Annotated in this window: 26 protein-coding genes; 16 read left to right on the plus strand and 10 right to left on the minus strand. The window is 69.4% G+C overall.

The window, feature by feature from the left end:
- Positions 1-91: 91 nt before the first annotated feature.
- From ABT324_RS15485 to ABT324_RS15505, 5 genes are all read left to right on the plus strand, one after another.
- Complete coding sequence (locus ABT324_RS15485; RefSeq protein WP_351176830.1) at positions 92-478, plus strand: YchJ family protein; 387 nt, start codon at positions 92-94, stop codon at positions 476-478.
- 39 nt (positions 479-517) lie between these two features.
- Entirely contained in the window at positions 518-1,261 is a 744-nt protein-coding gene (locus ABT324_RS15490; protein ID WP_351176833.1) for a MerR family transcriptional regulator, read from the plus strand.
- 182 nt (positions 1,262-1,443) lie between these two features.
- Positions 1,444-2,052 (plus strand): hypothetical protein, encoded by a 609-nt coding sequence (locus ABT324_RS15495; protein ID WP_351176836.1) that lies wholly within the window; start codon positions 1,444-1,446, stop codon positions 2,050-2,052.
- 115 nt (positions 2,053-2,167) lie between these two features.
- Entirely contained in the window at positions 2,168-2,443 is a 276-nt protein-coding gene (locus tag ABT324_RS15500) for a hypothetical protein (protein ID WP_351176839.1), read from the plus strand.
- Positions 2,444-2,543: 100 nt separating this feature from the next.
- Positions 2,544-2,828, plus strand: coding sequence for an SgcJ/EcaC family oxidoreductase (locus ABT324_RS15505; RefSeq protein ID WP_351176841.1), 285 nt, complete (start codon positions 2,544-2,546; stop codon positions 2,826-2,828).
- An 89-nt stretch (positions 2,829-2,917) separates the two neighbouring features.
- Here the strand turns inward: ABT324_RS15505 and ABT324_RS15510 are convergent, their stop codons facing one another.
- Genes ABT324_RS15510 through ABT324_RS15520 form a run of 3 tightly spaced genes read right to left on the minus strand, consistent with a single transcriptional unit; the run spans position 2,918 to position 5,134 of the window.
- Positions 2,918-4,111 carry an MAB_1171c family putative transporter gene (locus ABT324_RS15510; protein ID WP_351176844.1) on the minus strand — a complete coding sequence of 398 codons (1,194 nt, stop codon included), beginning with the start codon at positions 4,109-4,111 and terminating at the stop codon, positions 2,918-2,920.
- Complete coding sequence (locus ABT324_RS15515; RefSeq protein WP_351176847.1) at positions 4,108-4,680, minus strand: M48 family metalloprotease; 573 nt, start codon at positions 4,678-4,680, stop codon at positions 4,108-4,110. Before ABT324_RS15515 ends, ABT324_RS15510 begins: the two co-directional genes overlap by 4 nt.
- 43 nt (positions 4,681-4,723) lie before the next feature.
- Complete coding sequence (locus ABT324_RS15520; RefSeq protein ID WP_351176850.1) at positions 4,724-5,134, minus strand: helix-turn-helix domain-containing protein; 411 nt, start codon at positions 5,132-5,134, stop codon at positions 4,724-4,726.
- 296 nt (positions 5,135-5,430) lie between these two features.
- Here ABT324_RS15520 and ybiA point away from each other — a divergent pair, with 296 nt between their 5' ends.
- Together ybiA and ABT324_RS15530 are read left to right on the plus strand one after the other, a co-directional pair.
- On the plus strand, positions 5,431-6,024 hold the full coding sequence (gene ybiA / locus ABT324_RS15525; protein ID WP_351176853.1) for a riboflavin biosynthesis intermediates N-glycosidase: 594 nt from the start codon (positions 5,431-5,433) through the stop codon (positions 6,022-6,024).
- 99 nt (positions 6,025-6,123) lie between these two features.
- Positions 6,124-7,689, plus strand: a complete 1,566-nt coding sequence (locus ABT324_RS15530) for an SMI1/KNR4 family protein (protein ID WP_351176856.1) — start codon at positions 6,124-6,126, stop codon at positions 7,687-7,689.
- 136 nt (positions 7,690-7,825) lie between these two features.
- Here ABT324_RS15530 and ABT324_RS15535 read toward each other — a convergent pair whose 3' ends face one another.
- The 3 genes from ABT324_RS15535 to ABT324_RS15545 are packed head-to-tail and all read right to left on the minus strand — an operon-like array spanning position 7,826 to position 8,525.
- A complete protein-coding gene (locus ABT324_RS15535; protein WP_351176859.1) occupies positions 7,826-8,122 on the minus strand; it encodes a hypothetical protein in 297 nt (98 codons plus the stop codon).
- Entirely contained in the window at positions 8,122-8,319 is a 198-nt protein-coding gene (locus ABT324_RS15540; RefSeq protein WP_351176862.1) for a hypothetical protein, read from the minus strand. Before ABT324_RS15540 ends, ABT324_RS15535 begins: the two co-directional genes overlap by 1 nt.
- Positions 8,316-8,525: an HC3 family zinc finger protein gene (locus tag ABT324_RS15545; protein ID WP_351176865.1), complete on the minus strand. Its 210-nt coding sequence runs from the start codon at positions 8,523-8,525 to the stop codon at positions 8,316-8,318. The genes ABT324_RS15540 and ABT324_RS15545 overlap by 4 nt, the downstream gene beginning before the upstream one ends.
- A 131-nt stretch (positions 8,526-8,656) precedes the next feature.
- On the opposite strand from ABT324_RS15545, the gene ABT324_RS15550 reads away from it, so the two are divergent.
- The 7 genes from ABT324_RS15550 to ABT324_RS15580 all read left to right on the plus strand — a co-directional run bounded on the left by ABT324_RS15550 (position 8,657) and on the right by ABT324_RS15580 (position 16,304).
- Positions 8,657-9,508: a helix-turn-helix domain-containing protein gene (locus ABT324_RS15550; protein WP_351176868.1), complete on the plus strand. Its 852-nt coding sequence runs from the start codon at positions 8,657-8,659 to the stop codon at positions 9,506-9,508.
- A 3-nt stretch (positions 9,509-9,511) separates the two neighbouring features.
- The gene (locus ABT324_RS15555; RefSeq protein ID WP_351176871.1) at positions 9,512-9,772 is read left to right on the plus strand and encodes a DUF397 domain-containing protein; all 261 of its coding nucleotides are present in this window, start codon (positions 9,512-9,514) and stop codon (positions 9,770-9,772) included.
- Positions 9,773-10,255: 483 nt separating this feature from the next.
- The gene (locus ABT324_RS15560) at positions 10,256-10,711 is read left to right on the plus strand and encodes a YbaB/EbfC family nucleoid-associated protein (RefSeq protein WP_351176874.1); all 456 of its coding nucleotides are present in this window, start codon (positions 10,256-10,258) and stop codon (positions 10,709-10,711) included.
- A 2-nt stretch (positions 10,712-10,713) separates the two neighbouring features.
- On the plus strand, positions 10,714-11,031 hold the full coding sequence (locus tag ABT324_RS15565; protein WP_351177120.1) for a type VII secretion target: 318 nt from the start codon (positions 10,714-10,716) through the stop codon (positions 11,029-11,031).
- Complete coding sequence (locus ABT324_RS15570; RefSeq protein WP_351176877.1) at positions 11,028-11,729, plus strand: WXG100 family type VII secretion target; 702 nt, start codon at positions 11,028-11,030, stop codon at positions 11,727-11,729. The genes ABT324_RS15565 and ABT324_RS15570 overlap by 4 nt, the downstream gene beginning before the upstream one ends.
- A 10-nt stretch (positions 11,730-11,739) precedes the next feature.
- Positions 11,740-15,549 (plus strand): DUF6531 domain-containing protein, encoded by a 3,810-nt coding sequence (locus ABT324_RS15575; RefSeq protein ID WP_351176880.1) that lies wholly within the window; start codon positions 11,740-11,742, stop codon positions 15,547-15,549.
- Positions 15,546-16,304, plus strand: coding sequence for a hypothetical protein (locus ABT324_RS15580; RefSeq protein ID WP_351176883.1), 759 nt, complete (start codon positions 15,546-15,548; stop codon positions 16,302-16,304). Before ABT324_RS15575 ends, ABT324_RS15580 begins: the two co-directional genes overlap by 4 nt.
- A 133-nt stretch (positions 16,305-16,437) precedes the next feature.
- Here the strand turns inward: ABT324_RS15580 and ABT324_RS15585 are convergent, their stop codons facing one another.
- Positions 16,438-18,819, minus strand: a complete 2,382-nt coding sequence (locus tag ABT324_RS15585) for a Tex family protein (protein WP_351177123.1) — start codon at positions 18,817-18,819, stop codon at positions 16,438-16,440.
- A gap of 158 nt (positions 18,820-18,977) precedes the next feature.
- Positions 18,978-19,676 carry a hypothetical protein gene (locus ABT324_RS15590; RefSeq protein WP_351176886.1) on the minus strand — a complete coding sequence of 233 codons (699 nt, stop codon included), beginning with the start codon at positions 19,674-19,676 and terminating at the stop codon, positions 18,978-18,980.
- 186 nt (positions 19,677-19,862) lie between these two features.
- Here ABT324_RS15590 and ABT324_RS15595 point away from each other — a divergent pair, with 186 nt between their 5' ends.
- Together ABT324_RS15595 and ABT324_RS15600 are read left to right on the plus strand one after the other, a co-directional pair.
- Positions 19,863-21,026, plus strand: a complete 1,164-nt coding sequence (locus tag ABT324_RS15595) for a GH25 family lysozyme (RefSeq protein WP_351176889.1) — start codon at positions 19,863-19,865, stop codon at positions 21,024-21,026.
- A gap of 267 nt (positions 21,027-21,293) precedes the next feature.
- Positions 21,294-26,297, plus strand: coding sequence for a tetratricopeptide repeat protein (locus ABT324_RS15600; RefSeq protein ID WP_351176892.1), 5,004 nt, complete (start codon positions 21,294-21,296; stop codon positions 26,295-26,297).
- Here the strand turns inward: ABT324_RS15600 and ABT324_RS15605 are convergent, their stop codons facing one another.
- Together ABT324_RS15605 and ABT324_RS15610 are read right to left on the minus strand one after the other, a co-directional pair.
- The gene (locus ABT324_RS15605) at positions 26,298-26,609 is read right to left on the minus strand and encodes a hypothetical protein (protein ID WP_351176895.1); all 312 of its coding nucleotides are present in this window, start codon (positions 26,607-26,609) and stop codon (positions 26,298-26,300) included.
- Entirely contained in the window at positions 26,593-26,826 is a 234-nt protein-coding gene (locus ABT324_RS15610; RefSeq protein WP_351176898.1) for a DUF397 domain-containing protein, read from the minus strand. Before ABT324_RS15610 ends, ABT324_RS15605 begins: the two co-directional genes overlap by 17 nt.
- Positions 26,827-26,842 lie beyond the last annotated feature (16 nt).

Below are 26,842 nucleotides of genomic sequence, written 5' to 3' on the forward strand. Positions count from 1 at the left end.
GTCGTGAGTGCGTAACGGTGCTAGAACACTGTTACGCACTCACGACCCAGGCGGAGGCGGGGTGGCGCTCGGCCGGTGAGAAGCTGGGTGGGTGAGCACTGCTGGACGTTGCCCCTGTGGGCTTGGTGAGCCGTACGCCGAGTGCTGTGGTCGCCTGCACTCCGGTGCGGGGCGGGCGAGCACGGCTGAGCAGTTGATGCGGTCGCGGTTCAGCGCGTTCGCCGTCGGGGACGTCGACTACCTGCTCGCCTCCTGGCACCCGTCGACCCGGCCGGCGGAGCTGGAGCTTGACCCCGAGCAGCGCTGGGTCCACCTGGAGGTCTTGGAGCGCACCGGGGGCGGGCCGTTCGACACCGGGGGTGCGGTGCGGTTCCGGGCGCACTACCGGCTTTCGGGGGAGAAGGGCTCGCTGACCGAGCACAGCCGCTTCACCAAGGAAGGCGGCACCTGGTTCTACGTCGACGGCGACCACGGGTGATCTCGGCGCGGTTCGAACACGGGAACTAGACTGCGTCGGGTGGCGGAATACCGGATCGACGATCTTGCCCGGGCGGCCGGGACGACGGTGCGCAACGTGCGCGTCTACCAGGATCGGGAACTGCTGCCACCACCACGGCGCCAGGGGCGTACGGCGATCTACTCGGACGCGCACCTGGTCCGGCTGCGGCTGATCATCAACATGCTCGAGCGTGGCTACGCGTTCGCGCAGATCAAGGAGATGATCTCGGCGTGGGAGTCCGGTCGCAGCCTCGGTGACGTGCTCGGCCTGGAAGAGGTCGTCGGCGAGTCCTGGGCCGAGGAAGCCCCGCGTGCGGTCTCCGTCGCCGAGCTGCGCCGGATGTTCGGCAAGCAGTTCAGCCCGAGCAACGTCAAGCGCGCCATGGAGCTGGGCCTGCTGGAGCGGCGCGGACGCGGGTTCGTCTCGCCGAGCCCGCAGCTGCTCGACGCCGGTGCCGAGCTGGTCAGCCTCGGTGTCCCGCTCGGCGAGGTGCTCGACCTGGCCGAGCAGCTCCAGCAGGACATCGACCACGTCGCGGGCCACCTGGTGGAGCTGGTCCGCCAGCACGTCCTGACCCGCCCGGTCCCGACCGAGGAAGAGGTCCCGTACTACAGCGACGTCCTGCACCGGCTGCGCCCACTGGTGATGTCGGCGCTCAACGCTGCGGCGGCCCGCTCAGCGGCCCGGGTCATCCCGGAGGTCCTCGGCGACCGCCTGATCGAGATGCTCGCCAACTCCGAAGAGCACGCCAAGCGGGCCTGATTCCGCGGCAGTGGCGTTCTGCGGCCGGACGTTCGCGAAGCAGCCAGTGGCGATCGCCTTCGCGCCCGCCACCCGAGGCGCGCCTGGGCCTGCTGGTGGACAGCGTGGGTCGGACGTGCGGGGGAGGTCGCAATCCTGGTGTGTGACAATCGCTTTGACCATTCGGGACGGCAGAGGGACACATGACCAGCGCAGCACCCGGGACGAGGACTTCGAAGGACCGCTTGGCGCGCGTGCTCACCGAGGTCTTCGCGCCGTGGGTGATCGTGGTGGCGCTGCCGCTCGCGGTCGCCTGGCGGGCCACCGGGAGCACCGGCCCGGCGCTGGGCTGGGGTCTGCTGGTCTCGGCGACCAGCAGCATCCTGCCGATGGGCGTCATCGTGTGGGGCGCGCGCACCGGGCGTTGGGACAGCCACCACGTGCGCGACCGGGCGGGCCGGTTCGTGCCGTTCGTGGCGCTGATCGTGATGAGCCTGGTGGGCCTGGGGCTGCTGGTGCTGCTGAGCGCCCCGTGGCTGCTGATCGCCCTGGACGTCGCGATGATCGTGTCGCTGTTCGCCACCGGCGGGATCACGGTCTGGTGGAAGGTCTCGATGCACTCGGCGGTGGCGGCCGGTGCGGTGGTGATCCTCGCGGTGCTCTTCCACCCGGTGTGCTGGGCCCTACTGCTGGTGGTGGCGGCGATCTCGTGGTCCCGGGTGCACCTCCGCGACCACACGGCGGCCCAGGTCACCATCGGCGCGGTGGTGGGCGCGGTCGTCGGCGGTGGTCTTTTCACCGTGCTCGCCTGACCCCTGGGTCCGGACACGTCGTCGCGCGGTTGGGGTAAGGGCTGCGGTCCGGGACGTCCTCGGGGTGCTGCCGGATCCCGGTGCGGCGCCGGGGCGTCATGGTGGAGCCATGCTGATGCCCTTGTTGTCGGTCACGGCCATCGGCCTGGTGGCCGCAGTCCTCGTCATCACCACCCGGCACGCATCACCGGTACGCGCCCTGCTCCTGGGGTTGGCCGGGGCGTGGGCCGGTTTCTTCGGCGGTGCTCTGGTCGGGGTGGTCGTCGATGTCATCGCGGGAACCGGTTGGGCGGTCGCCCTCGTCGGGCACGCGGCCGCGGTCATCGGTGCCGCGGCCGCGGGCTGGTACGCCACCACCGCCGTCCGGGAGGCAGGGCCTGATGCGCAGTAAGGCGTTGCTCCCAGGGCTGCTGGCGGTCGTCCTCCTCGGCACCGCCGCATGCGGTGCGTCGGGGTCCCCTGGTACTGGCACGAGTGCCGACGAGGCGGCTGTGCGCGACCTGGTGAACCGGTACGTGGCGGCCTGGAACGCCGGTGACGGCCGGGCGTTCGGCGCTGCGTACGCGCCCGAGGCCACGCACGTCACCTTCGACGGTGCGCTGTTGCGCGGGCGGGACGAGATCGCCGGGGTGCACTCGCAGCTGTTCGACACGTTCCTGCGCGGTTCGCGGATCGAGCTCCAGGTCGAGGAGCTGCGGCTCGTCACCGACGAGGTGGCGGTCCTGCACACCTCGGGCGGGATCCTGGAGGCCGGGGACGCCGCGCGTGTCGCCTGACCGGCGGTCGATGAACACCATGATCGCCACCCGGCACGACGGTGGCTGGTCCCTCACGACGGTCCAGGTCACCCGGATCGCGTGACAGGTCAGACCGCCGGGAGGTCGGCTCGGGCCCGGTCCCGCACCTCCGCGACGATCGGGGAGCGCTCCGCGGTCCGGCCCACCTCGATCAACCAGCTCGCCTCGGTGCGGGTGTCGGAGGCGACGCCGCGGTACGGCGCGCTGCTCTCGTCCGGTTCCGGTTGGTGGCGGTGGCCTGCGGTGTGGGCGTCCAGGGCTGTCACCAGGCAGGCCGCTTCCACGGTCTGGTGCGCCGCGCGCTCGTCGAGGCCCGCTTCGCCAGCTGCCCGGCGGGCCCACGCGCTGACCTCGGGGTGGACGTAGGGGCGCAGGACGAGCTGGGCGTCGCGGATCTCCACCACCCGGCGGTACAGGGCGAACTGCGTGTTCGGCGCGACCATTGCGGTGGGCAGGGTGATCTGCGGGATCTCGTCGGCCAGTCGGCTCCACAGTGGACTCAGCTGCCGGAGCTGGTGCTTGGCGCGCAGCCAGGCGAACGGCAGCACCACCCGAGGCCCCCACACCGGCATCGTCGCGCCGAGCGCCACCAGGGCCACGCAGGCCGCCGCGCAGGCACCGCCGATCGGGTCCAGGACGCCGGGCTGGTTCCCGGCCACCGACACGGCCGCGGCGGCGATCTTGCTCGCCGCCCAGGCCGCCGAGGCCACGCAGCCCGCCTGGATCGTGCGGAGCCCGGCCCGCAGCCAGCGGCGGCGGGTCTGCGAGATGTAGCTGCGCAGGAACCAGCCGAACGCCAACGTGGCCGAGCCGATGTAGAGCGAGAACACCACGAGGTAGGCCGCCACGGCGGGGCGGTCGGCGAAGGCGGCCAGGAAGTCCGGGTCGAACGGGATGCCCGCGGACATCAGCAGCACCGCCATGGTGGCCGCTGCGACCGCGGCCACCAGGAACTGGATGCGCATCACGCGGCGCGCTCCGGCGGGCTCGTGGACCAGGTGGGCCAGCAGCCCGTGGACGCACACCGCCGCGAGGATGGCCAGCAGGTTCGCCGCCAGCCGACCGGAGTTCGGCACCGGCTCCCAGGCCGCGACCCAGGTCAGCGAGTCGGTGGCGACGAGGGCGGCGGACAGGCCGACCGAGCCGATCGCGCCGCACAGGTAGCACACGCTCGGCGTCGGCGAGGGCCGGGACTGGACGAGCTTGGCGATCGCCGCCAGCACCGCGATGAGCCCAGCGCCCTGCAGGACGATGCTGGTCATCGGCGCTTCTCGGGTCCGCGGCGGGCGCTGTCGAAGGTCGCCTGGATCTCGCGCAGCGTGCGGCCGGACTTCGCGTCGAGCTTGCGCACGCGGCGCAGCGGCGCCGGGGCTCGTCCCGCGCGGTACAGGTAGAGGCTGGCCACCAGCTCGGCTTCCTGCTCGGTGGTGGCGTCGAAGGCGGAGCGGCCGAGCACGCTCTGCACGAGGTCCCGCGGCAGGTCCGGCACCAGCGCGGCCACCAGCGGGGAGTCGGCGAGCTTGGTGTCGGAGTGCCCGCACACCAGGTGCCCGACCTCGTGCAGGATGATGTGCTCCTCGTGCAGCGGGGTGCTCGGCAGGTAGCCGATCACGTCCCGGTCGGCCAGCGAGATCAGCGCCCCGCACGGGCTGTCGGACTCCACCGCGGAGACCCGGCGCAGCTCGATCGGCCGCCCGCGCAGCTCGGACAGCTCGGCGACGAAGGTCTCCAGGTCCCACGGCGAGGGCAGGGGCAGGGCAGCGGCCAGCTCCTGGCACCGAGCCGCGAGGTCGCGCTGCTGGGACGGGGTCACCCCGCGATCCTCGCTCATGACCAGGACCAGGCGCGCGCAGCGGAACGACTCGTGATCATGATCATGCTTCATCGTGATCAGGGGTGGTGTTGGAGCGGCGCAGGTCCTCGACCACGCCGCGGATGCGGTCGGCCTGGGCGGGGGTGAGCCCGCGCAGGCTCACCGACTCCACGCCGCCTTCCTTGAGGCTGCGCAGCTCCACCAGGGTGGCCAGCTGGGTCCGGATCTTCTCGCCGTGCTCGCCGTCGTCGAAGGTGTCCAACGGCACTCCGAAGAACCCGGCCAGCGCTTTCAGGTGCTGCCAGCCGGGGTTCGGGGACTCGCCGGAGAGGATCTTGTAGAGCTGCGAGAGCGAGATCCCGGTGGCCGCGGCGATCGCCTTGACCTCGTGCGGCTTGCCGGTCTCGGGGTTGGGGAAGGACTCCCGCAGCCACGCCAGCCGCTCGGCCAGGGCGGCACCAGGGTCGTTCATCACACTCTCCGAAATCACGCGGCTTGGACCGTTTCGCCGATTGACGGATTCTCGCATCTAAGATTACCGTCTGTCGAGATTCCACGATCGTGGAATCGGGGTGCTGGGGGTGTGCCAGACAGGGCGCGGCGTGGCGTGCGTACCGCGTCCTGCCTGGCACCCAAGCCTCGACGAGCCGGTTGTGGACGCCGTCGCAGGTGCCCGGGGGTGGTCACCCGCTGTGCTGGAGAACACGCGAACTCCCGCACCGGAAATCGGGGTGCCGTCCACTGCGGGCCCCTGCGACACTGCCCGGCATGAGCCCCCGTGACGTAGCTGCGCTGATCGACCTGACCCGGCAGGGGCGCAGGGTGAAGTACCTGCACTTCTGGGGTCACCGGCCGGAGCGCGACGGCAGCGTCGGGAAGGGCTGCCTGAGCCAGTGGTGGCCAGCGCCGTTCGTCCTCGACGGGCGCACCTTCGCCACGGCGGAGCACTACATGATGTGGCGCAAGGCGCTGCTGTTCGACGACCGGGACAGCGCGGAACGGATCCTGGCGGCCGGTCACCCGAAGCAGGCCAAGGACCTCGGCCGCGGGGTGCGCGGGTTCGACCAGCGGCGCTGGGAGGCGCAGCGCTGCGAGATCGTCCGCACCGGCAACGCGGCGAAGTTCGCCCAGCACCCCGACCTGGAGGCGTTCCTCCTCGGCACCGGAAACCGGGTCCTGGTGGAGGCCAGCCCGGTCGACGTGGTCTGGGGCATCGGGCTGGCCGCCGACGATCCGCGCGCCGACGACCCGCAGCGGTGGAAGGGCCTCAACCTCCTCGGCTTCGCCCTCGGCGAGGTCCGCGAGCGGTTGGCGAAGGGAGTTCAAAACCATGGTGCTGCAACCTTTTCCGGTGGCCGTTAACAGATTCCCCTTGCGTCTACGCCGGTAGTCTTTCGGGTGCCGGTCCGGTCTGACCGGGGTCGGGTCGGACCGGTCTCGCGGGACGTGGACAATTCCGCCATGACAACGGGACTTCAGGCGGCGGCGCGGCGACTGGCGCTGGGGGTGCGCGCCGGGGGTGGGCGACCTGGACCTGCGGTCGTGTGGATGCGCGTCGAAGTGGGCGCCACCCGGATCACGCACCCGGTCGGCGTCGAGGTCGACCTCGAGCCGGACTTCTTCGACGCGAAGTCGGCGCTGCTCGACCTGCTCCCGATGCCCTCCGCCGGGCACCCGCTGGTGGTGGAGCTGGTGGTGCACGAGTCCGGCCGGTTCGAGCTGGCCTCCAGCACGGCGCTGGACTCGGAGACCCGCGTGGTGCTCGACGACGGGTTCCGGCTGCCCGGCCACCCGCTGCCCGGCATGGCGCTCCCGGCCGCCGCCCGGCGCACCGGCGCGCCGACCGATCCGGCGGTGCTGGCCGAGATCACCGGCCTGTTCCAGGAGTTCGTCGCCCGCTACCGGGAGATCAAGGGGCGGCCACCGGCGCTGCGCCCCGGCTACTCCGAGCAGGAGATCGCCGCGGCCGAAGCCGAACTGGGCGCGCGACTGCCGGAGGACCTGCGCGCGCTGTACCGGATGACCCGCGACGACGCGGCCGAGACCGGACTGCTCGGCCGGTACTCGCCCTACCCGCTGGACCACGTCGTCGAATACCACCAACCGGGTTCGCTGGGCTGGAACGACGGCCCGTTCGACGACGCGGTGGTCTTCGAATCGGAACCGCCGGGCGTCATCAAGCGCCTGTCGCGCAACGACTGGTGGATCACCTTCGCCACCGACTTCGCGATGAACAACCTCGCGGTCGACCTCGACCCGGCCGAGCGGGGCAGGTCCGGGCAGGTCTTCGAGTACGGCCGCGACGTCCACGGCCCGCCGGACCACTACGCGGAATCCGTGTCCGAGGTCCTGTCCAGCGTGGTGGCGGCCCTGCGCGAAGGCGACTACGAGGACGAGGACCCGGAGTCGGACTACCTGCAGACCTACACCGGTCTCGGCGGGGCGGGCTTCGGCGAGCGGGTCCACCACGACTTCGGCAGCCGCGACCTGGCCGACGTCGTGGAGGGAGCCGACGACGCCCAGCGGATCGTCATCAACGACGCGGTGGAGCTGGACCTGGCGGCGCTGGCCCCGCTGCGCGACCTGCGTGAACTGCGGATCAACCGCGCGAAGGTCGTCGTGCCCGCGCTGAGCGGCCTGCCCGCCCTGGAGTCCCTGTCGATCGAAGCGGAACGCATCGACCTCGACGCCTTGGCCGACCAGCCCACTGTCTGGGACCTCAAGCTCACCGGAGCAGCCGAGCGGCTGGACATCGCGGTGCTGCACACCCTGCCGAAGCTGACCAGGCTGGACCTGTCGGAGGTCGAGGTCGACGACATCACGCCGATCGCGGACCTGCCGGGACTGCGGGTGCTGGTACTCAACGCGGCCCAGTGGGCGGATCTGCGCCGAGCGGGCCTCCGCCCGCCGAACCTGGCTGCGGCGGAACGGGTGGGCACGGGCTCGCTGCGCGAAACCGCGGACTGGTGTGAATGGCTCACCGGCAACCCGGTGTCCCTCGACACGGTCTCCGGCACCACGAGGTGACGCGGGCGCCTCCCGCCGAGCGGATCGGCGGGAGGCGCCCGTCGGGGGGAGCGGCCGGGCGGTGTCGGGGAGGGGGCGAACCCGCCCGGCCGCGCGGCTCGATGCTCGGAGGTCGGGGGAGCGCATCGAGCCGGGTTCAGAGGCGCCGCAGGGACTCCAGGACGCGGTGCTGGAGATCCAGCGGCGGAGCTTCGGGCGGGGTCAGCGGCCACTGCGGTGGTGGCTCGGGGGTGTCCGGCTCGCGGAGGTGGTGCCTGCCGGTGGGCCGGTCGTGGCGGGCCTCGGCCTCGACGTGCTCGATGAGCTGCCAGACGTTGGTCGCGCCCTCGCCCGCGCCCGCGTGCTGCGGGAGCCGCCGGTGGTGGACGTACATCAGCGTCATTCCGGTGAGCAGAGAGAGCAGGCAGGCGGTGGCGGTCCAGAACGGGGACATCAGGTGTTTCCTCCTGGGTGGTCGAGCACGACAGGTCGGGATTCGCGCAACAAGCGGACGACCTCCTCGAGAGCAGTGGCGGCCGCGTCGACCTCGTCGTCGTCGAGCTGGCCGACAGCCGCGTGAAACGCGAGGTCGTCGATGAGCCACTGCGTCCGGCGCAAGAAGACCGCCAGCGCAACGGTTTTCGCGCTCACGTCTCAACACCGGCGAGCCGCCGGGCCTCCCGGTTGCACTCGACGCAGGTCGCCCAGAGCCAAGCAACCTCGCTGTTGTCCGCGACGACGTCCTGCTGGCACAACGTCCCCAGCTGCGTCCCGCTCGGATAAGCACACCCCACGGGCTTCTCGGCCAAGCTCGCATGCCGCTGCCCAGCAGCAGGCACCCAGTGAAACGGATACATCGACGACCCCAGTTCGATCGACGGACGAGGACTTACCGTGCTTACCGGTAAAAGTCTGGCTGTGGTGAATCGATCGATCAACTACCCGATAGGGGGTTGTTTGCGCACGTCAAAGGCCTAGTCTGGTTTTCATGGTCGGAAAATCCGAACACACGCCCAAAGCCCGAGCGCTAGGAGCCGAACTCCGCGAGTGCCGCCGCGAAGCCGGACTGACCCAGCAGGAACTCGCCGACCGGATCGGCGTCAGCCACGTTTCGGTGTCGCGCTACGAGTCGGGCACGCGGTCGCCGAACCCTGAAGACGTGGCTCAGATCCTGGCGACTCTGGGTGTGAACGGTGACAGGTACGCAGAACTGGTCGACATGGCACGCGGCGCGGACCAGCCGAACTGGCTGGTCGCGTCAGGTGTTACCGGCATCCGGCGCGAGCTCACGACGTTGATCGAGTTGGAGCGGACGGCCACGACGATCATCGACGTCGCGACGGGTGTGATTCCTGGCTTGCTCCAGACCTCGGATTACGCGCGGGCCATCATGGGCACTGCTCCTGGGGATGACCTGGAAGCCCGCGTGGCCATGCGGATTGGTCGACGGGATGTGCTCACAGGTGAGGATGCGCCCGAGTTCGTCGCGATCATCACGGAAACGGCGTTGCGAGAGCCGATCGGCGGCAGCTCGATCATGGCCAGTCAGCTGCGCTTCGTTCTGAAGATGAGCGAACTGCCCAACGTCGCTATCCACGTGCTGCCAGCGTCTTCCTCGCAATGGCACCCTGCTCATGCGGGTTCCTTCATCCTCTTCGAGTTCACCAAGACCCAGCCGATCGTTCACCTCGAGCACTTGACCACTGGCGCGTTCCTGTACAGCAAGAACGAAGTGGCGGTTCATGCCGCAGCGGCTTCCCATCTTCGGGAGCTGGCCATGACGCCAGATCGTTCTGCAGACTGCATCGCGGAGATCGTCGAAGGACTGGAAGGTAGTTGAAAGATGACCGGAGTTCCTACTGGCTGGCGGAAGTCCAGTCGGTCTGCGCAGCAGGTCACATGTGTCGAAGTCGGCCGCGTTGCCGAGACCTGGCGGAAATCGAGTCGGAGCACCAACACGGACAACTGCGTCGAGATCGTCCCCGCGACCTGCGGTGCGGCGGTGCGGGACTCGAAGGACCGGGAGGCGGGGTACTTCACGACGACCGCCCACCAGTGGCGGTTATTCGTCACCGCGGTCAAGGCGGGGCGCTTCGAGAGCTGACCGTCCGGGGTCGTGAGTGCGTAACAGTGTTCTAGCACCGTTTCGCACTCACGACCCCTGACCAGCGAAAACACCGTCCTGTCCGGCGAGACGTCCACGCCTACCCCGCTGTCGGACAGCGAGGTGGTCGAGGAGCGTTGGCGGTCGCTCCTCGCCGAATGCCCTGTGCACTGACCTCGTGAGTGCGCGAGGTTGTTCTTGCGACCATTCGCACTCACGAGCGTTGACCAGCGCAAACACGCGGCGCTCCTGGTGCTGGCGGGTCGTGAGTGCGTAACAGTGTTCTAGCACCGTTTCGCACTCACGACCCCTGACCAGCGGAAACGGTTGGTGCCACTGGATTTCTCCGCGGTGGTGCGTTGCTGGTAAGGCGTACGGCTGATTGGGCCATTTGATCGAAATTCCGCCCGCAGGCAAACGAGCCTGGCTACCCTCCCGCTGCGAGACTTCGTGTCCGCATGTGGAGCTGGGGGGGGGGAGCGCATGGACGGGAACATCCTCGATCCGGACGGTGCCCGCGAGCGGTTGGCGGCGTGGAAGGACCGGATCGAGAAGCTCGCTGCCGACACCAGGACGATGAGTGACCGGCTGCAGGAGGTTCGGGTCACCGCGACCGACCCGAAGGGCCTGGTCGAGCTCACCATCGATTCCACGGGCGCGCTGGTGGACATCAAGCTGACCAGCAAGATGGAGCGCACGGCACCGGACGTGGTCTCGCGGACCATCATGGAAACGCTGGCCCAGGCCAAGAACCAGCTGGCCGACCGCTCCCAGGAGATCATCGCCGACACGGTGGGCACCGAGTCGGCGGCAGCGCGGGCTATCTCCGAATCCGTCGGCAACCACCTGCGCACCAGCCCCGAGGAGGAGAGCACCGCGGCCCCGGGCCCTGACGTCGACGACGGCACCGAGCCGCAGTCGTTCATGGAGAAGTGGTGACCGTGGGCGACGGGTTCAACGTCAGCGCGGAGCAGATCCGCGAGCACGCGAGCAAGGTCGAGGAGATCCAGGCCCGCTTCGACGCGGTGAAGTCGGCCAGCGCGCAGATCCAGCAGGACGACCAGGCCTACGGACTGCTCTGCGGCTGGATCGCCGGTGTCCTCGAAGGTCGCCACGCCCGCCAGGACGAGCTCATCGACTTCGTGGCGGAGAACCTCTCGATGGCAGCGGAGTCGCTGCGCGCCACCGCGGACGACTACGAGAGCCTCGACCAGGAGCACGCGGACGCGATCCAAGCTTCGGGCGGTGAGATGCCGTGAGCGATGATTCGCTGGTCGCGCCGGTCGAATCCACCCGCAAGCCGTGGACCGGCTCCGGGCTGGCCGAGGGCGTCGAGGGCCTGGTCACCTCCATTCAGAACGAGGACTGGGTCTCCGGCGCGCTGGCCGGGATGGGCCTGGGTCTCGAAGTGGCTTCCGCGGTGCTCGACCCGTTCAGCGCCCTGCTGTCCAACGGCATCGGTTGGGCGATGGAGTACTTCGAGCCGCTGCGCGAGATCCTCGACGAGCTGACCGGCATGCCGGACGTGGTCAGGTCCCATGCCGCGACCTGGAACAACATGGCTGAGGAACTCGGCTCCATGGCCGAAGACCTCAAGTCGAGCCTGGAATCCGACCTGCCCGGCTGGCAGGGAGCCGCGGCCGACGCCTACCAGTCGATGATGGCCAACAACGTCGAAGCCGTCGGTGGCCTGGCCGCGATCTCGGCGGCGATGGCCTCGGCCACCGAAGGTGCGGGCGGCCTGGTGGAGATGACCCGCGAGATCGTCCGGGACCTGATCGCCGACCTGGTGGCGCGCGTGATCGTGTGGGCCGTCGAAGCGATCTTCGTGGTCACGATCCCGGTGATCGCGGCCCAGATCGTGTCGGCGGTGGTCAAGTGGGTCGGCCGCATCTTCACCTACGTCACGAGCCTGATCGACAGCCTGACGAACCTGAGCAAGCTCATGAACGGATGAGGGGGAATCCGTGGCACCGCGCAAGCCCAGAGGAGGAGACGGAGGCGGCGACGGGGGATCCCCCCAGCGGAAGCCCTCGCAGAAGGTCGGGAGCATAGACGCGAGCTCCAGCGTCTCCAAAGCCCAAGACGCCACCTTCGAAGCAGCACAAGGTGGCAGAGCAGGAGGAAACGGCCAAAGCCCCACCACGCCGTCCAGCACCACACAGCCGCCGAAGACTGACCCATCGCCGCAGACCCCACCGAAGCCTGGCGACAACGACACCCCGCTCCACGACAAGTCCGACGACCCCCAGAGCCCGAACAGGGACGGGGAGAACCGCAACACCGAGGGCGACCCCATCGACATCGCCACCGGCGAGATGATCCTGCCGCAGACCGACGTGGAACTGCAGTCGGTCCTGCCGTTGGTGCTGAGGCGGATGCACCTGTCGTCGTACCGGGTCGGTCAGCACTTCGGCCCGTCCTGGGCTTCCACGCTGGACCAGCGGTTGGAGCGCAGCAGCGCTGGCGTGTCGTTCGCTGCCGAGGACGGAAAACTGCTGCTCGCACCGACGCCAGCGGTCGGGGCCACCGCGCGGTTCGCAGGCTCGCGCCACGAGCTCACCCGCAGCGAGGACGGCGGCTACACCCTCACCGAACACGACACCGGGCGGAAGCTGCTGTTCGCCCCAGGCGACCGGGTGTTGTGGCTGGCCAGGATCGTGGACCGCAACGGCCACCACATCGACTTCGACCGCGATACCGACGGAACACCGGTCGAGGTGCGGCATTCGGGCGGCTACCGCCTCCGTGTCGAGTCCGAAGACGGCCTGGTGACAGCACTGCACCTCCGCGAAGCGGACCACGGCGAAGACGTGACGCTGATGCGTTACGTCTACGAAGACCGACGGCTCACCGAGGTCATCAACGCCTCAGGCCTCCCGATGCGCTTCACCTACGACCACGCCGGCCGGATCACCAGCTGGACCGACCGCAACGACAAGTGGTACCGCTTCACCTACGACGCCGAAGGGCGCGTGGTAGCAGGTGAGGGCTCCGGAGGCTTCCTCAGCGGCACGATGGAGTACGACCGCGAGAACCTGATCACCACCTGGACGAACTCGCAGGGCGCTCGCACCACCTACTACCTCAACGAAGCGGGCCAGACGATCCGCGAGATCGACCCGCTGGGCGGCGAAACCCTGTCCGAGTGGGACGAGTACGACCGCCTGCTCTCCCGAACTGATCCGCTTGGTAGGACAACCCGCTACGAGTACGACGATGACAGCAACCTGATCGCTGTCACACGCCCGGACGGCAGTCAAGCTCGATTCGAGTACAACGCCCTCCGGCTGCCCATCACGATCGTCGCTCCAGACGGCACGGTGTCGAGACGCGAGTACGACGACCGCGGGAACCTCACCAAGACCATCGATCCGCTTGGGGCGATCACCAGCTTCGCGTACGACGACCGCGGGCACCTGACGACCATCACGGACGCCATGGGCAACGTGCAGCGGGTAGAGACGGACGAGGCGAGTCTTCCGATTGCTCAGACGGACTCCTTGGGCAACACAACTCGCTACGTGCGTGACATGTTCGGCCGAGTCGTGGAAGTCGTTGACCCGCAAGGCGCCACAACGCGTTTCGGCTGGACTGTCGATGGCAAACCAGCGTGGCGCATCCTCCCAGATGGGGCGACTGAACGATGGATCTATGATGGGGAAGGGAACCTCCGCGTCCATGTTGACCCACTGGGGCGGAAAACCCAGACCGAATCAACGCATTTCGATCTCCCCGCTATGGAAGTTCGGCCAGATGGCACACGGCTGCGCTTCGATTACGACACCGAGTGCCGTCTGATCAAGGTTGTCACCGATCAAGGCTTGGTGTGGCGCTACGATTACGACGCTGCGGGCAACCTGGCTCAGGAGACCGACTTCAACGGTCGCGTGGTCGCTTACGAGCACGACGGCGCTGGACAGATGGTCGCGCGCACCAATGGTGTGGGAGAAACCACGCACTTCGCTCGAGATGTCTTCGGCAACGTGATCGAGCGCCGCAGCGTTTCGGGGACTGCGACATTCAGTTACGACCCCCTGGGGCGCATGGTCGAAGCGATGGACGGTGACACGCAGGTCACATTCGAGCGCGACCAGCTCGGACGCATCCGGGCCGAATCGATCAATGGCCGTGTCGTCGTGTCGGATTTCGATGTCCTAGGGCGCAGGACTCGTCGACGCACGCCATCCGGTGCGGAGAGCTTGTGGCAATACGATGCGAACGATCGTCCCGTAGCACTGCACGCTGCTGGGCGAACTCTCCGTTTCGCCTACGACAGTGCCAGCAACGAGATTGAGCGACAGCTGGGAACGGCGGCCGTCCTCACCCAGGAATGGGACATCAACCACCGGCTCGTTTCCCAGACAGTCACCGGTGCGGCGGGGCGGCAGATCCAGCAGCGTGCGTACAGCTACCGGTCCGACGGCTTCTTGACCAGGTTCGACGACAAGCTCACCGGATCTCGCTCATTCGAACTTGACCGGGCAGGCCGCGTCACTGCGGTCAACGGAACAGGCTGGGCTGAGCGCTACGCTTACGACGGGGCGGGCAACCTCACCCATGCGTCCTGGCCGACCTTGCCTGGCTCGGACGAAGAGGAGATTGGTGACCGCCAGCACAACGGAACACTGATTCGCCGCGCTGGAAAGGTGCGTTACGAGCACGATGCGCAGGGCCGGATCACCTTGCGGCAGCGCAAGCGTTTGTCCCACAAGCCCGAGACGTGGCGCTTCTTCTGGGACGCCGAGGACCGTCTCATCGAAGTGCTCACCCCGAATGGAGTCCGCTGGCGCTACCGCTACGATCCGTTGGGGCGCAGGGTGGCCAAGCAGCGGTTGACGCCGGACGGCTCCGGTGTCGTGGAACAGATCGAATTCAGCTGGGATGGCACCGTCCTAGCGGAACAGGCTCACACCGACGGAGTGGCCAACGGGCACCAGCTTGCTGATCGCCGCGTGATGGTTTGGGACTACGAACCGGGTACGGCCCGCCCTCTGCTCCAGAGGGAACGGTCCCAACTCCGCAACGCTCCCCAGCAATGGTATGACGAACGATTCTACTCCATCGTCACTGATCTCGTTGGTACTCCGACAGAGCTCGTCAATCTACACGGCGGCATAGCCTGGTTCCACCGAACTACGTTGTGGGGCGTCACAACAGACCAAGCACGGACCGGAGCCTACACCCCCCTGCGCTTCCAAGGTCAATACGCAGACCCGGAAACAGGATTCAACTACAACTTCCAGCGCTACTACGACACAGCAACTGGCAACTACGCGAGCTGCGACCCGCTCGGTCTGGCAGCGGGTCCTCATCATCATCGTTATGTCAGCAACCCGCTAGAGCTTGTCGATCCACTGGGGTTGAACAGTCAAAGGGCTTGCAAGCGCGCGCAGAAGGTCATCGACAATGCTGATAACGGAGTGGTCAGGGAAGCGCCGAACTACCACGGGCGACTGCCGCGGCAGGTGGAGCAGCAGATCTTGGCCAACCCGGACGCGGTGTACGTGTCGCAGGGCACAGGAGGACGCCTGATCTTCAGAGGGGGAGACGACGTCGTCATCACGGAGGGATCGGGAGCTAGAGCAGGTCAAGTCGTAACCAGCTACGGGCCATCTGGGCCGCGTGGAGAAAGTGGAGCGACGATTTTTGGTGGAGAAGCTTCCGACCCTGGGATGCCCATCACGCACCAGGCTATAGTTGAGGGCAAAGTCCCTCGCCCTGATGGAGGTTACCTTGCCCCGGCCACGCAAATACTCCCAAGGTCTGACTCATGAAAATTGACCTGGGCGTGGGTGTCGCGGTTTCGGTGAATCCTGGGCCGTTGCTGGAGTGGCAACCGAGGTTTGCGCTTTCCGGTCTGACGGTTCATGTGGGCCCCTATCTGGATTCTCTCGAGCACGAGCACCTTTTCTTGCGCACCGTTGGGAGTGGGGACTGGCACGAAGCGGAAGATGACGAACTCAGGTTCGACCGGCATAGTGGGATGCTGGAGAGTCTGATGTTCCACGTCCCGGAAGATCCAGTGCTTTCGCCTCCTGCCTGCGGGGGAGAAGTGGCTGAAGGCGAGGATTCGGTCCAACTGGTGTTGGGGGAGGGGAGGAACTTCTCCTTGCCTCGATCCAAATCCCGGTATGTCTCCGAGCGCGGTGACGTGCTTATCTGCCTCAGGAGTGGCGAAGCGGCAGGTTGCTCGACGGGCGGCACACTGCTGAACATTGCGCCTGAGCTCTATCTGATTGCGCAAGACAACCGTCTCCAAGGGTGGATGTTGCGTCACCCGGAGCGTTGCCTCACTTCTTCGTGGGAGGTTCCTGGCCAAGAGCCGCCCGACGCCGAGCTCTCCGGTTTCTTGGCGCGGTACTTCGCACTCACGGCGAGCCCGAACAATGAACGGATAGCTGATGGTGATCCTGAAGTGCTGCAAGCGCTCACCGAGCTGTCGCGCTCGCTCGACCCGGAGTCTGGGGCTACTACCCGGCGTGCCGTGCTAAGAGCTGCGATAGCTGATCTTGTGGATTTCTTCTCGTGATTTCGCTGTGCTGAGCCCAAGGTCCTTGGTGTTCCAAGGCGCATCGTGTACCACAAAGGTCCGAATCGCTCAGCACAGACCGCAGAAGGGCGCCTTGACCGGGTGAGGCCGGTCAAGGCGCCCTTCTGGTGGGTTACTTACCGAAGCCTGCCTTGCGGAGGGCGTCGGCCATCGCTCCGGTTGGGGCGTTGTCGCGCTGGCGCTGGCCACCGCGGCCCTGGCCTCGGTTCTGGCCGCCCTTGCCGCCGCCCTGAGCGCCCCGGCTTCCGTTGCGGTTGCCGCCGCCCTGGCCTCGGCCTCCGCCGCGGTTGGCGTCGCGGTCCGGCTTGCCGCCCGCGCCCGGCTCGTCGTCCAGGCGGAGAGTCAGGGAGATTCGCTTGCGGGGGATGTCGACGTCGAGGACCTTGACGCGGACGATGTCTCCCGATTTGACCACGTCGTGGGGGTCGTTGACGAAGTTCTTCGACATCGCCGATACGTGGACCAGGCCGTCCTGGTGGACGCCCACGTCCACGAAGGCTCCGAAGGCTGCCACGTTGGTGACGACGCCCTCCAAGGTCATGCCCGGCTTGAGGTCGGCGATCTTCTCCACGCCGTCGGCGAAGGTCGCCGTCTTGAACTCCGGGCGGGGGTCGCGGCCCGGCTTGTCCAGCTCGCTGAGGATGTCGGTGACCGTCGGCAGGCCGAAGTTGTCGTCCACGAAATCTTTCGGCTGCACCGACTTCAGCACCCGGGTGTTGCCGATCAGCTCGCGGATCTCGGTGCCGGTGCTGCCGATGATGCGCTGCACCACCGGGTAGGCCTCCGGATGCACCGCCGAGGAGTCCAGCGGGTCGTCGCCATCCGGGATGCGCAGGAAGCCCGCGCACTGCTCGAACGCCTTCGGGCCCAGGCGCGCCACGTCCTTGAGGGTCTGGCGGGTGCGGAACGGGCCGTTGGTGTCGCGGTGCGCGACGATGTTGGCCGCCAGCGACTCGCTGATGCCCGACACGCGGGTCAGCAGCGGGGCCGACGCCGTGTTGACGTCCACGCCGACCGCGTTCACGCAGTCCTCGACCACCGCGTCCAGCGAGCGCGACAGCTTCGCCTCCGACACGTCGTGCTGGTACTGGCCGACGCCGATCGACTTCGGGTCGATCTTCACCAGCTCCGCCAGCGGGTCCTGCAGGCGGCGGGCGATCGACACCGCGCCGCGCAGCGAGACGTCCAGGTCCGGCAGCTCGCGCGAGGCGTAGGCCGAGGCCGAGTACACCGACGCGCCGGCCTCGGAGACCGAGATCTTGGTGAGCTTCAGGTCCGGGTTCTGGCTGATCAGCTCGCCGGCCAGCTTGTCGGTCTCGCGGGAGGCCGTGCCGTTGCCGATCGCGACCAGGTCGACGTCGTGCTCCTTGGCCAGCGCGGCCAGCTTGGCCAGCGACTGGTCCCACTGCCGCTGCGGCTGGTGCGGGTAGATCGTGTCGGTGGCCACCACCTTGCCGGTGCCGTCCACGACCGCGACCTTCACGCCGGTCCGGTAACCCGGGTCCAGGCCCATCGTGGCGCGCGAGCCCGCGGGCGCGGCCAGCAGCAGGTCGCGCAGGTTGGCGGCGAACACCCGGACCGCCTCGTCCTCGGCGTTCTGCCGCAGCCGCAGCCGCAGGTCCACGCTCAGCCGGGTCAGGATGCGGGTCCGCCACGCCCAGCGGACCACGTTCGACAGCCACTTGTCCGCCGGGCGGCCCTGGTCGGCGATGCCGAACCGCTGGGCGATGCGCAGCTCGTAGTCGGTCGGGCCGACCTGCTCGGAGCCGTCGTCGGGCTCCAGCGACAGCTCCAGTGCCTCCTCGTTCTCGCCGCGGAACAGCGCCAGGATGCGGTGCGAGGGCAGGGCGGTGAACGGCTCGGAGAACTCGAAGTAGTCGGCGAACTTGGCGCCGTCCTCCTCCTTGCCCTCGCGGACCTTGGAAACCACCCGGCCACGGGTCCAGACCTGCTCGCGCAGCTCGCCGATCAGGTCGGCGTCCTCGGAGAACCGCTCCACCAGGATCGACCGGGCGCCGTCGAGCGCGGCCTGCGCGTCGGCGACGCCCTTGTCGGCGTCGACGAAACCGGCCGCGGTCTGCTGCGGGTCGTTGCTCGGGTCGCTCAGCAGCTGGTCGGCCAGCGGCTCCAGGCCCGCCTCGATGGCGATCTGGGCCTTGGTGCGGCGCTTGGGCTTGTACGGGAGGTAGATGTCCTCCAGCCGGGCCTTGGAGTCGGCCGCGTTGATCTGCGCCGCCAGCTCGTCGGTCAGCTTGCCCTGGGAGCTGATCGACTCCAACACCGTGCTGCGCCGCTCTTCGAGTTCGCGCAGGTAGCGCAGCCGCTCTTCGAGCGTGCGCAGCTGGGCGTCGTCGAGGGCGCCGGTCGCTTCCTTCCGGTAGCGGGCGATGAACGGCACAGTCGACCCGCCGTCGAGCAACTCGACGGCGGACTGCACCTGGCTCTCGCGGACGCCGAGCTCCTCGGCGATCTTCTGATGGACAGTCGTCACGATGTTGATTCCGCCTTCTCTGCGATCTTCGCCAGATCCGACCGGCCATTCTGCCGGACCGCGCCCGCAGGCTACGTGGGCGCTCGCGTCGGCGTGTCGGGATGCGGCTCGCCTGCGGTATCGCTCCAGGTCTCGGCCCGCCGCCGTTCAACGGCGACGGGTCACGGCTGGGGCGCCCAGGGGCTCTTGTGACGGCGGAAGACCGGTGAGCCGGAGCAGCGCTCCTCGTAGCGCTGCTGCAGGTGGCTGTAGTCGTGGTCGGGGAAGAGGATGGGAAGCGCTTCGAGCGTCCGGTCCAGCTGGGCGACCCTGGTCGTGAACTCGTCGTCGCAGAGGTCGACGTCGGCGAAGAGGTACTGCCAGTTCGGTGCTCCCTTCAGCAGGAGCAGGTTGTCGACGTACGACTGGAAGTCCAGGGCCAGCCGCTCCAGCCGGGCCTTGGTGATGTCGTAGAACCACAGCTCGTCGTTGGTCGCTCGCAGCGCGGTGAGCCTGCCCGAGCCGGGCGCCTCCTCCAGCCCCTTCAGCTCCCACAGCAGCTCCTGCTTCTCCGGGGCGAGCCGCTCGTCCTCGACCTCCACGATCCAGCCGGTCATGCAGCTGCGGATGTCCGTGAGCGCGAACTCGCCGTGGACGTAGTGGGCGACGGAGTGCCAGGAGAGGTGGATGCGATCGGTGTTGAGCAGGTAGTCGCGGGTGCCGTCGACGGCGTCGGCTCCCCAGCGGTCGCTGATCAGGTCGACGTCGTCGGCCGAGAGCTCCCGGGGCGGGCCGGACCCGATGTCGCAGGTGGTCACGACGATGTCGGGTGCGGAGCGGAGCTCCTCGACGTGTGCGCGGATCCGGTCCGGTAGGTTCATGGGCTCGATCATCTCCTCGGTGCGGCGCTTGTGACGCGGGCCGCACTGGCTTCGGCCCGTGACCCGCTGGCGTCACTAATCGTGACGGATATGGACGGTGGCGGTAGCTCGGAGGGGTTAATCTAGGTACTCGGGCACGTACAAACCGCGATGCAGGTACACGCTCCGTGCTGGAGTGTGGGTCTCGTGAACCCCGAGACCCCCGACCAAGCGAGAAACCCCGAAAACCACGACAACGCTTCCACCCCGAAGCAGGCGTCCCCCGCCCAGCGCGCCGACCAGGCGCTCCGCGCCGCCGCCGACCGCGTTCGCGCGTGGCTCGCGCCGCTGCTCGAGCGCTTCGTGCAGTGGCTGGCCCCGCTGCTGCGGCGGGTCCAGGACGCACCGGTGGTGCGGCGCTTCCGGGAGAGGGTTGCGCCGCACGTGGCCGCGGTTCAGGAGAAGCTCCCCGAGCCCGTCGTGCGGGCTTCGCGGACCCGTTCCATGCAGGCCGGTGCCGCGGTCGCCGCCGTCGGCGTGGTGGGCCTGGTGATCGGCACCGCCGCCGCTGGTTCCTCCGACCCCCAGGTCGAGGAGGCCGCGGTGGCCGCCCCGATGCAGTCCGCCCCCGAGCAGCAGGTCGCGCTGGAGCAGCAGGCCACCCTGCAGCAGCAGCCGACCCCGCAGCAGGTGGAGCCGCAGGCCGCCCCGGCACCCGAACCGGAGGCCCCGCTCGGCCCGCCTGTCGAGGGCATCGACGTGTCCAACCACAACGGCAACATCGACTGGAGCCAGGTCGCCGCGGACGGCAAGAAGTTCACCTTCGTGCTGGCCACCGACGGCACCAGCTTCACCAACCCCAAGTACAGCGAGCAGTACCACGGCGCCAAGGACGCCGGGCTGATCGCCGGTGCCTACCACTTCGCGCGGCCGAGCTCCTCGTCCGGCGAGGCGCAGGCCGACCGGTTCCTGGACGTGGCCGACTACCAGTCCGACGGCAAGACCCTGCCCCCGGTGCTGGACCTCGAGGTCGACCCGAACTCGGGCGGCTGCTACGGGATGTCGGTCGACGAGATGCACCAGTGGACCCAGGCGTTCAACGACCGGGTCCAGGAGCGCACCGGCAAGGAACCGATCATCTACGCCAACCCGTCCTTCTGGCGGCAGTGCATGGGTAGCACCGACAGCTTCGACGGCCACCCGCTGTGGCTGGCGTCCTACGGCGTGGACAGCCCGTCCGTGCCCAACGGCTTCAGCAACTGGCACTTCTGGCAGTACACCGACAAGGGCGACGTTGCCGGCATCAGCGGCAACACCGACCTGAACCTGTTCCAGGAAGGCATGGCGCGGCTGGAGAAGTTGGCGCGCTGACCTCGGTCCGCAGGACCTCCACGGGAGCGGGCCGTCCGCGAGAGCGGGCGGCCCGCTCCTTCGTGCTCGGGGTCAGCAGTGGCCACGCCGGTGTCCTTTGTGGACTGGACAGGGTGTGGGACTCCATGAGACGCGTGGCGGGCCGGTTCGGTTGCGCAGTGCTCGGGTGATGTTCGCCCGGTGTCGCGATCAGGGGAGCGGCCCGTACTGGGGGTTGCGGACCGATATCCTCGCCGCGATCGATGATCACCTGATCGGAGGCGCGGCGTGTCACTGTGGGAACAGCGGGTCACCACCGCTCGGCGGTTGTGGGGCAGCGGTGACCTCGACGCCGCGGAGCAGGAGCTGCGCACCGTCCTCGACGACGGTGACTTCGACGCCGCTGCGCACGCCGCCTGCCTGCTCGGCGGGCTGCTCGACGAGCGCGGCGACCACGAGCAGGCCCGCGCGCTGCACCAGCGGGCCATCGATTCCGGGCACCCGATCTACGCGCAGCTCGCCGCGATCTCCCTCGGCCTGCTGCTGTTCGACGCCGACGACCTGACCGCCGCCCAGGCCGTGCTGCGCTTCGCCGCCGAGGGCGCCGACCCGGACGCCGCTGGTCGCGCCGATGCGCTGCTGGCCCAGGTGCTGCACATGCTCGGCGACGTCGACGGCGCCCGGGAAGCTCGCGATCGGGCCCTGACCAGCAGTGATCCCGGCGTGGTCGAGATCGCCGGGGAGCTCGAGCTGCCCGCGCCGGGCCAGCCCTCCACCGACCAGTACCTCCAGGTCGCCTACGAGCAGGCGTGCTCGCTGCTGGAGCAGGGGCGCGACCGCGACGCCGAACCGATCCTGCGGCGGCTGCTGGACAGCGGGCACCCGAACTACGGATCGCTGAGCGCGGCCAAGCTCTACGCGCTGCATGCCGAGGACGCCGCGACCGCGCGGCAGATGGCCGAGCGGATCATCGGCTACCGCCACCCCGAGCACCTCGGCTGGGGGCAGGTGCTGCTGGGTGGCGTGCTGGAGGACGAGGGCGACGCGGCGGGCGCGGCTGAGGCGTTCCGAGCGGCGGCCGAGGACCCGCGCCCCAGCATCCGGCTCCACGCGCTGATCCACCTGGGCATGCAGTTGCGCGAGCTGGGGCAGCCGGACCAGGCGCGGCAGACCTACCAGCGGGTGATCAACACCCGCCACCCGCACTTCTCCGTCGAGGCGCTGGGCGTGCTGGCCGAGCTGCAGCGCGACTTCGGTGATGTCGCCGGGGCGATCGAGACCTTCAACCGGGTGGTGGCGTCCGGCCACGATGGCAAGGCGCCGCTGGCCGCCTACAACCTCGGGGTGCTGCAGTACGAGCACGGCGACCCGGAGGCGGCTGCGGCGGCGTTCCGCCGGGCAGCGCAGGCGGAGAACCCGCACATCGCGCACCAGGCCGAACTCGCACTGTCCATGATGGACGTCGTCGACGCGCAGCAGGACCCGGCCGGGGAGGACGCCAGGCAGCTCGCGCTGCGCGCCCACCAGGCCGCGAGCGCGGGCGACCTGGACTCCGCCCGCCTGTCTTACCAGCAGGTCATCGACATGGACGTGCGGATGTGGTCGGTGATGGCGGCCAACTCGCTCGGTCTGCTGGAGGCCGTCGCCGGAGACCTCGACCGGGCGCGCCGCACCCTGCAGCGCGCGTCGACCTCCGACGAGAGCTCGCTGGTGCAGGACGCCGCCTTCCGCCGCGCGATGGTCGATGAACCCGGCGCGGCGCCGGTGTTGGCGGCGATCTTCCGGCTGGAGCATGCCGAGGACGCCGGGCTGGACGAGCTCGCCGCCAGCGCCGATCCGCAGGTGCGCGACCTGGCGCTGCTGGTGCGGGCCGAGCTGCTGCTGACCTCCGACGTCACCGCGGCCGTGGAACTGCTGGGCGGCCTGGTCGAGTCGCCGAACCAGCTGGTGTGGACCAAGGCCGGGCAGCTGATGGCCAGCTGGCTGGTCCGCGAGCACCGGACGGGTGACGCGGTGCGGTTGCTGGAGCGCATCGTCGACGGCGGGCACCCGCTGCTGCTGCCGTGGTCGGCGGCCCAGCTAGGTGACCTGCTGGTCGAGCACGGCGAGCCGGAGGACGTCATCGCGGCGTTCGCCACCGCCGCCGGAGCGGGGTACCCGGCGCTGCTCGGCGAGGTGTTCGGCAAGCTCGCCATGCTCTACCGCATGGCTGGGCGCGAAGACGAGCTGGTGGCGCTCTACCGGACCGCGATCGACAGCGGCCACCCCGAGTTCGCGCCGCGCGCCTCCTACCTGCTGGGTGAGCACCTCGTGCACTCCGACGTGGGCGCCGCGCTGGAGTGCTTCGACCGCGCCGCCGCTTCGGAGTCGCAGGTCGGCGTCCTGGCGGGCCTGGGCGCGCACGTCATCCGGCGCGACCTGGGCAGCACGCAGGCCGTCCTCGCCGAACTGGCCGAGGACCCCGAGCTGCTCGCCCACGCGACCGAGCTGTGCCTGAACCTGGCGCACCGGCACCAGTCGGACGGCCAGTTCGCCGAGGAGGTGTTATCGCTGGTCGCGGACGCCGGTGACCCCGACCGGCAGCAGGAGGCGTTGCTCTTCCTGGGCGCGCTGCACGACGACGCCGACGACAGGGCCGGGGCCCGCGCCGCCTGGGAGCGGGCGGCGCAGGGGGACAAGCCGCGCGAAGCAGCCGTCGCCCGGTACCACCTCTCGGAACTGCTGCACGCCGACGGTGATCTGGACGGCGCCGACGCGCAGCTGGCCGAAGCCGCTGCCGGTGACACGGAGGTCGCTGGGGCGGCTGCGCTGCGGCTGGCCGCGTTGCGCGACGAGCGCGGAGACGTCGAAGGCGCGCTGGAGGCCTTCGACCGCGCTGCGACGGTCGGCGACGCGGCCGAGGCCGCCACGGCGAATGCCCACATCGGGGGCGTGCTAGCAGAGCAGGGGAAGACCGAGCTCGCGAAGGCGGCTTACGCGCGTGCGATCGGTTCCGGTGTGCCGGAGGTGCAGGCGGAGGCCGCGTTGGCGCTCGGCAACCTGCTGCGGGACACCGGGGACGAGGCCGGTGCCGAGGCGGCTTACGCGCAGGCCCTGGCGTTCGGTGACGAGCACGTCAGCGTCCGCGTCTACCAGGAGATGGGTGCCGAAACAGCGGAGATGCGCGCCTACCGGTTGATGGCGGAAGGCGATGTCGACGGTGCGCGCGCGGCGATCGTCGAGCAGTTCGGGTCCGACCGGGTGGCCGACTTCTGGTGCGCCGCGTGGACCGATCTGGCAGCCGCGGCCGCGGTGCTGACCGAGGTCTCCGGAGACGACCTGCGGGCCTGCTCGCAACTGGGGCTGGACTTCGGTGCCGCGGTGGAGGACCCGGCCGAAGCACGGGCGTTCTTCCGCATGGTCGCCGACCGTGGGCACCCGGAACTTGCACCACTGGGCCAGGTGCAGCTCGGTCTGCTGGCCGAGCAGCAGCGCGAGAACGCGATCGCGCTCGCCTGGTACCGCCGTGCCAGCGCCCACCCCGAGCACGGAGCGCAGGCCGGGGTGCTGCTCGCGCAGCTGCTCGCCCGGCTCAACGACGTCGAGGGCGCGAAGTCCGCGTGCCGGAACGCGTTCGCGACGGCGGAGGGGGCTTCCGCGCTGGATGCCGGGGTGCTGCTCGGGCAGCTGCACCACGAGTCCGGCGAGCCCGCTGACGCCCGGCGGGCCTGGGACCAGGCGGAAGCGGTGGCCGAATCGCCCGCGCAGTTCGGCGAGGCGCTGCACCGCCGCATCGCGCAGATCGGCGAAACCGCTGATGAGGCCTGCGCATTACTGCGCCGCGCCGCCCGCTCCGACGATGCGCGCACGGCGATCACCGCGATGCTCTGGCTCGGGGAACGCGCGGTGCAGGCGGAGGACCTGGACACCGCGGTCCGCTGGTTCGGCGAGGCTGCCGAGCTGGGCGTGCCGGAGCAGTCCGAGGCGGCGCGGAGCAGGCTGGCGAACATGCTGCTGGCGCAGGGCGATCGCGACGCCGCCCGGACCGAGTACGAGCGGGTCAGCCGGTCCGCCAACCCCGACATCGCGGCGCGCGGTGAGCTCGGCATCGGCATGATCCGCCACGAGGAGGGCGACCTGCCCGGCGCCGTCGCCGCCTACGTCGGCGCCGCTGCCCGCTCCGTGCACGAAGGTTTGGCCGAGGACGCGATCCACGGCGCCCGGGTGGTCCTGGAGCAGCAGCACTCCGGTGGCGACCACCGCGCCGCGGCGGACACGCTGCGCCGCCTGGCCGAGGTGGTGCCGGAACGCGACGTCGCGGAATGGGCCCACGAGACGGGAACCGAGTTCCTCGACGCCGACGACACCGACTCGGCGCTGGTCTACCTGCGCTGCGCGGTCGAGGTCGGCGCCCCCGAACCCGACCCGGCAGCGGTGCTGGCGCTCGGCGACGTCCTGCAGCGCCGCGACGACCCACCAGGAGCCCGGCAGGCCTACGAGCGGGTGCTGGAGACCGGCGACGAGCGCCTGGCCGCGGTGGCGAAGTATCGGCTGGTGACCCTGCTGGGCGAGGACGACCCGGCGGCGGCCGAAGAACTCATGCTGCGCCAGGACGACGTGCTGGACCCGGCGATGAAGCTGATGCTCAGGATGAAGCGCCACGACGAAGGCGACGCGGCCGGGGCCATCGAGCTGTTCCGCGCCGCCGCCGACCGCGCCGACGAGCAGTTCTCCCCGGTGGCGGTCTACGCGCTGGCGCAGTCGCTGCGCCGGGACGGCGAGGTGGAGCAGGCCCGGCAGACCTACCGGCAGCTGGTCGAAGCCGCCCCGGACGACCCCTACGCGGGCCAGGCCCTGCTGGAGTTGGCCGCCATCGCCTACCAGGCCGAGGACGACGAGGAAGCGCGCGCGTGGAGCCTGCGGGCGTGGGAGTCCGAGGACCAGGAGCTGTCCGCGAAGGGGGCGATGAACCTCGGTGTGATCGCCAAGCGGCAGCGCGACATCGAGGCCGCCGCGCCGTGGTTCCAGGCCCTGATCGACCTCGGGCACCCGTCGGCGGCGTTGGCCGCCGCGCACCTGGCGGAACTGCACTACTGGCGCGAGGAGCTCGCCGAAGCGGCCCGGCACTACGGCTACACCCTGGCCAACACCGAGGACAGCGAGCTCATCGCGGAAGCGGCCTACCGCGTCGGCGAATTCCACTACCAGCGCGGCGAGTTCGACGCGGCGCGCGAGTTCCTCGACCGGGCGGCCCGCACCGAAACCCCCCACTTCGCGGCGCAGGCGAGCACCCTCCTGGCGCGCCTCGGCTGATCAGGCGCGGGCGACGATCAAGCGTTCCGGCAGCGCCAACACCTGGTCCAGGACCTCGCACGCCGCGCCGACCGCGTGCCACTCCGCGATGGTCGGGCTCGTGGACAGGCCCTGCTCCTGCGAGACGCGCGCCGCGCGCACGTCGTCCTCGCCGCGCAGCTCGACGACGTCGACGATGTCGCCGTGCGGGCGGACGTAGACCAGCGCCATGAGCTCGCCGTCGGCGTCGCGGATCGGTGGCATCAGCCGGAACCCGCGGGCCACCAGTTGGCGCAGCCGGATGCTGGACTCGTCCTCAGCTGACGAGGTCATCGAACTCACCGTCCTTGGCGCCGCTCAGGAACGCGGCCAGCTCGGCCCTGGTGCAGATCAGCGCGGTGCCGTTGCGCTCACGCGACTGGCGCAGTGCGATGGTGCCGTCGTCCAGCGCCGCGAGTTCGACGCAGTTGCCCCACTTACCGCTGTGGCGGGACTTTCGCCAGGTCACGCCGGGTAGCGCGGCGACGGGTACTTCGTACCTACCGTTCATCAGGTCTCCCTGGATC

It is taken from the genome of Saccharopolyspora sp. NPDC000359, assembly GCF_040300525.1.
In the GTDB taxonomy this organism is placed as follows: Bacteria; Actinomycetota; Actinomycetes; order Mycobacteriales; family Pseudonocardiaceae; genus Saccharopolyspora.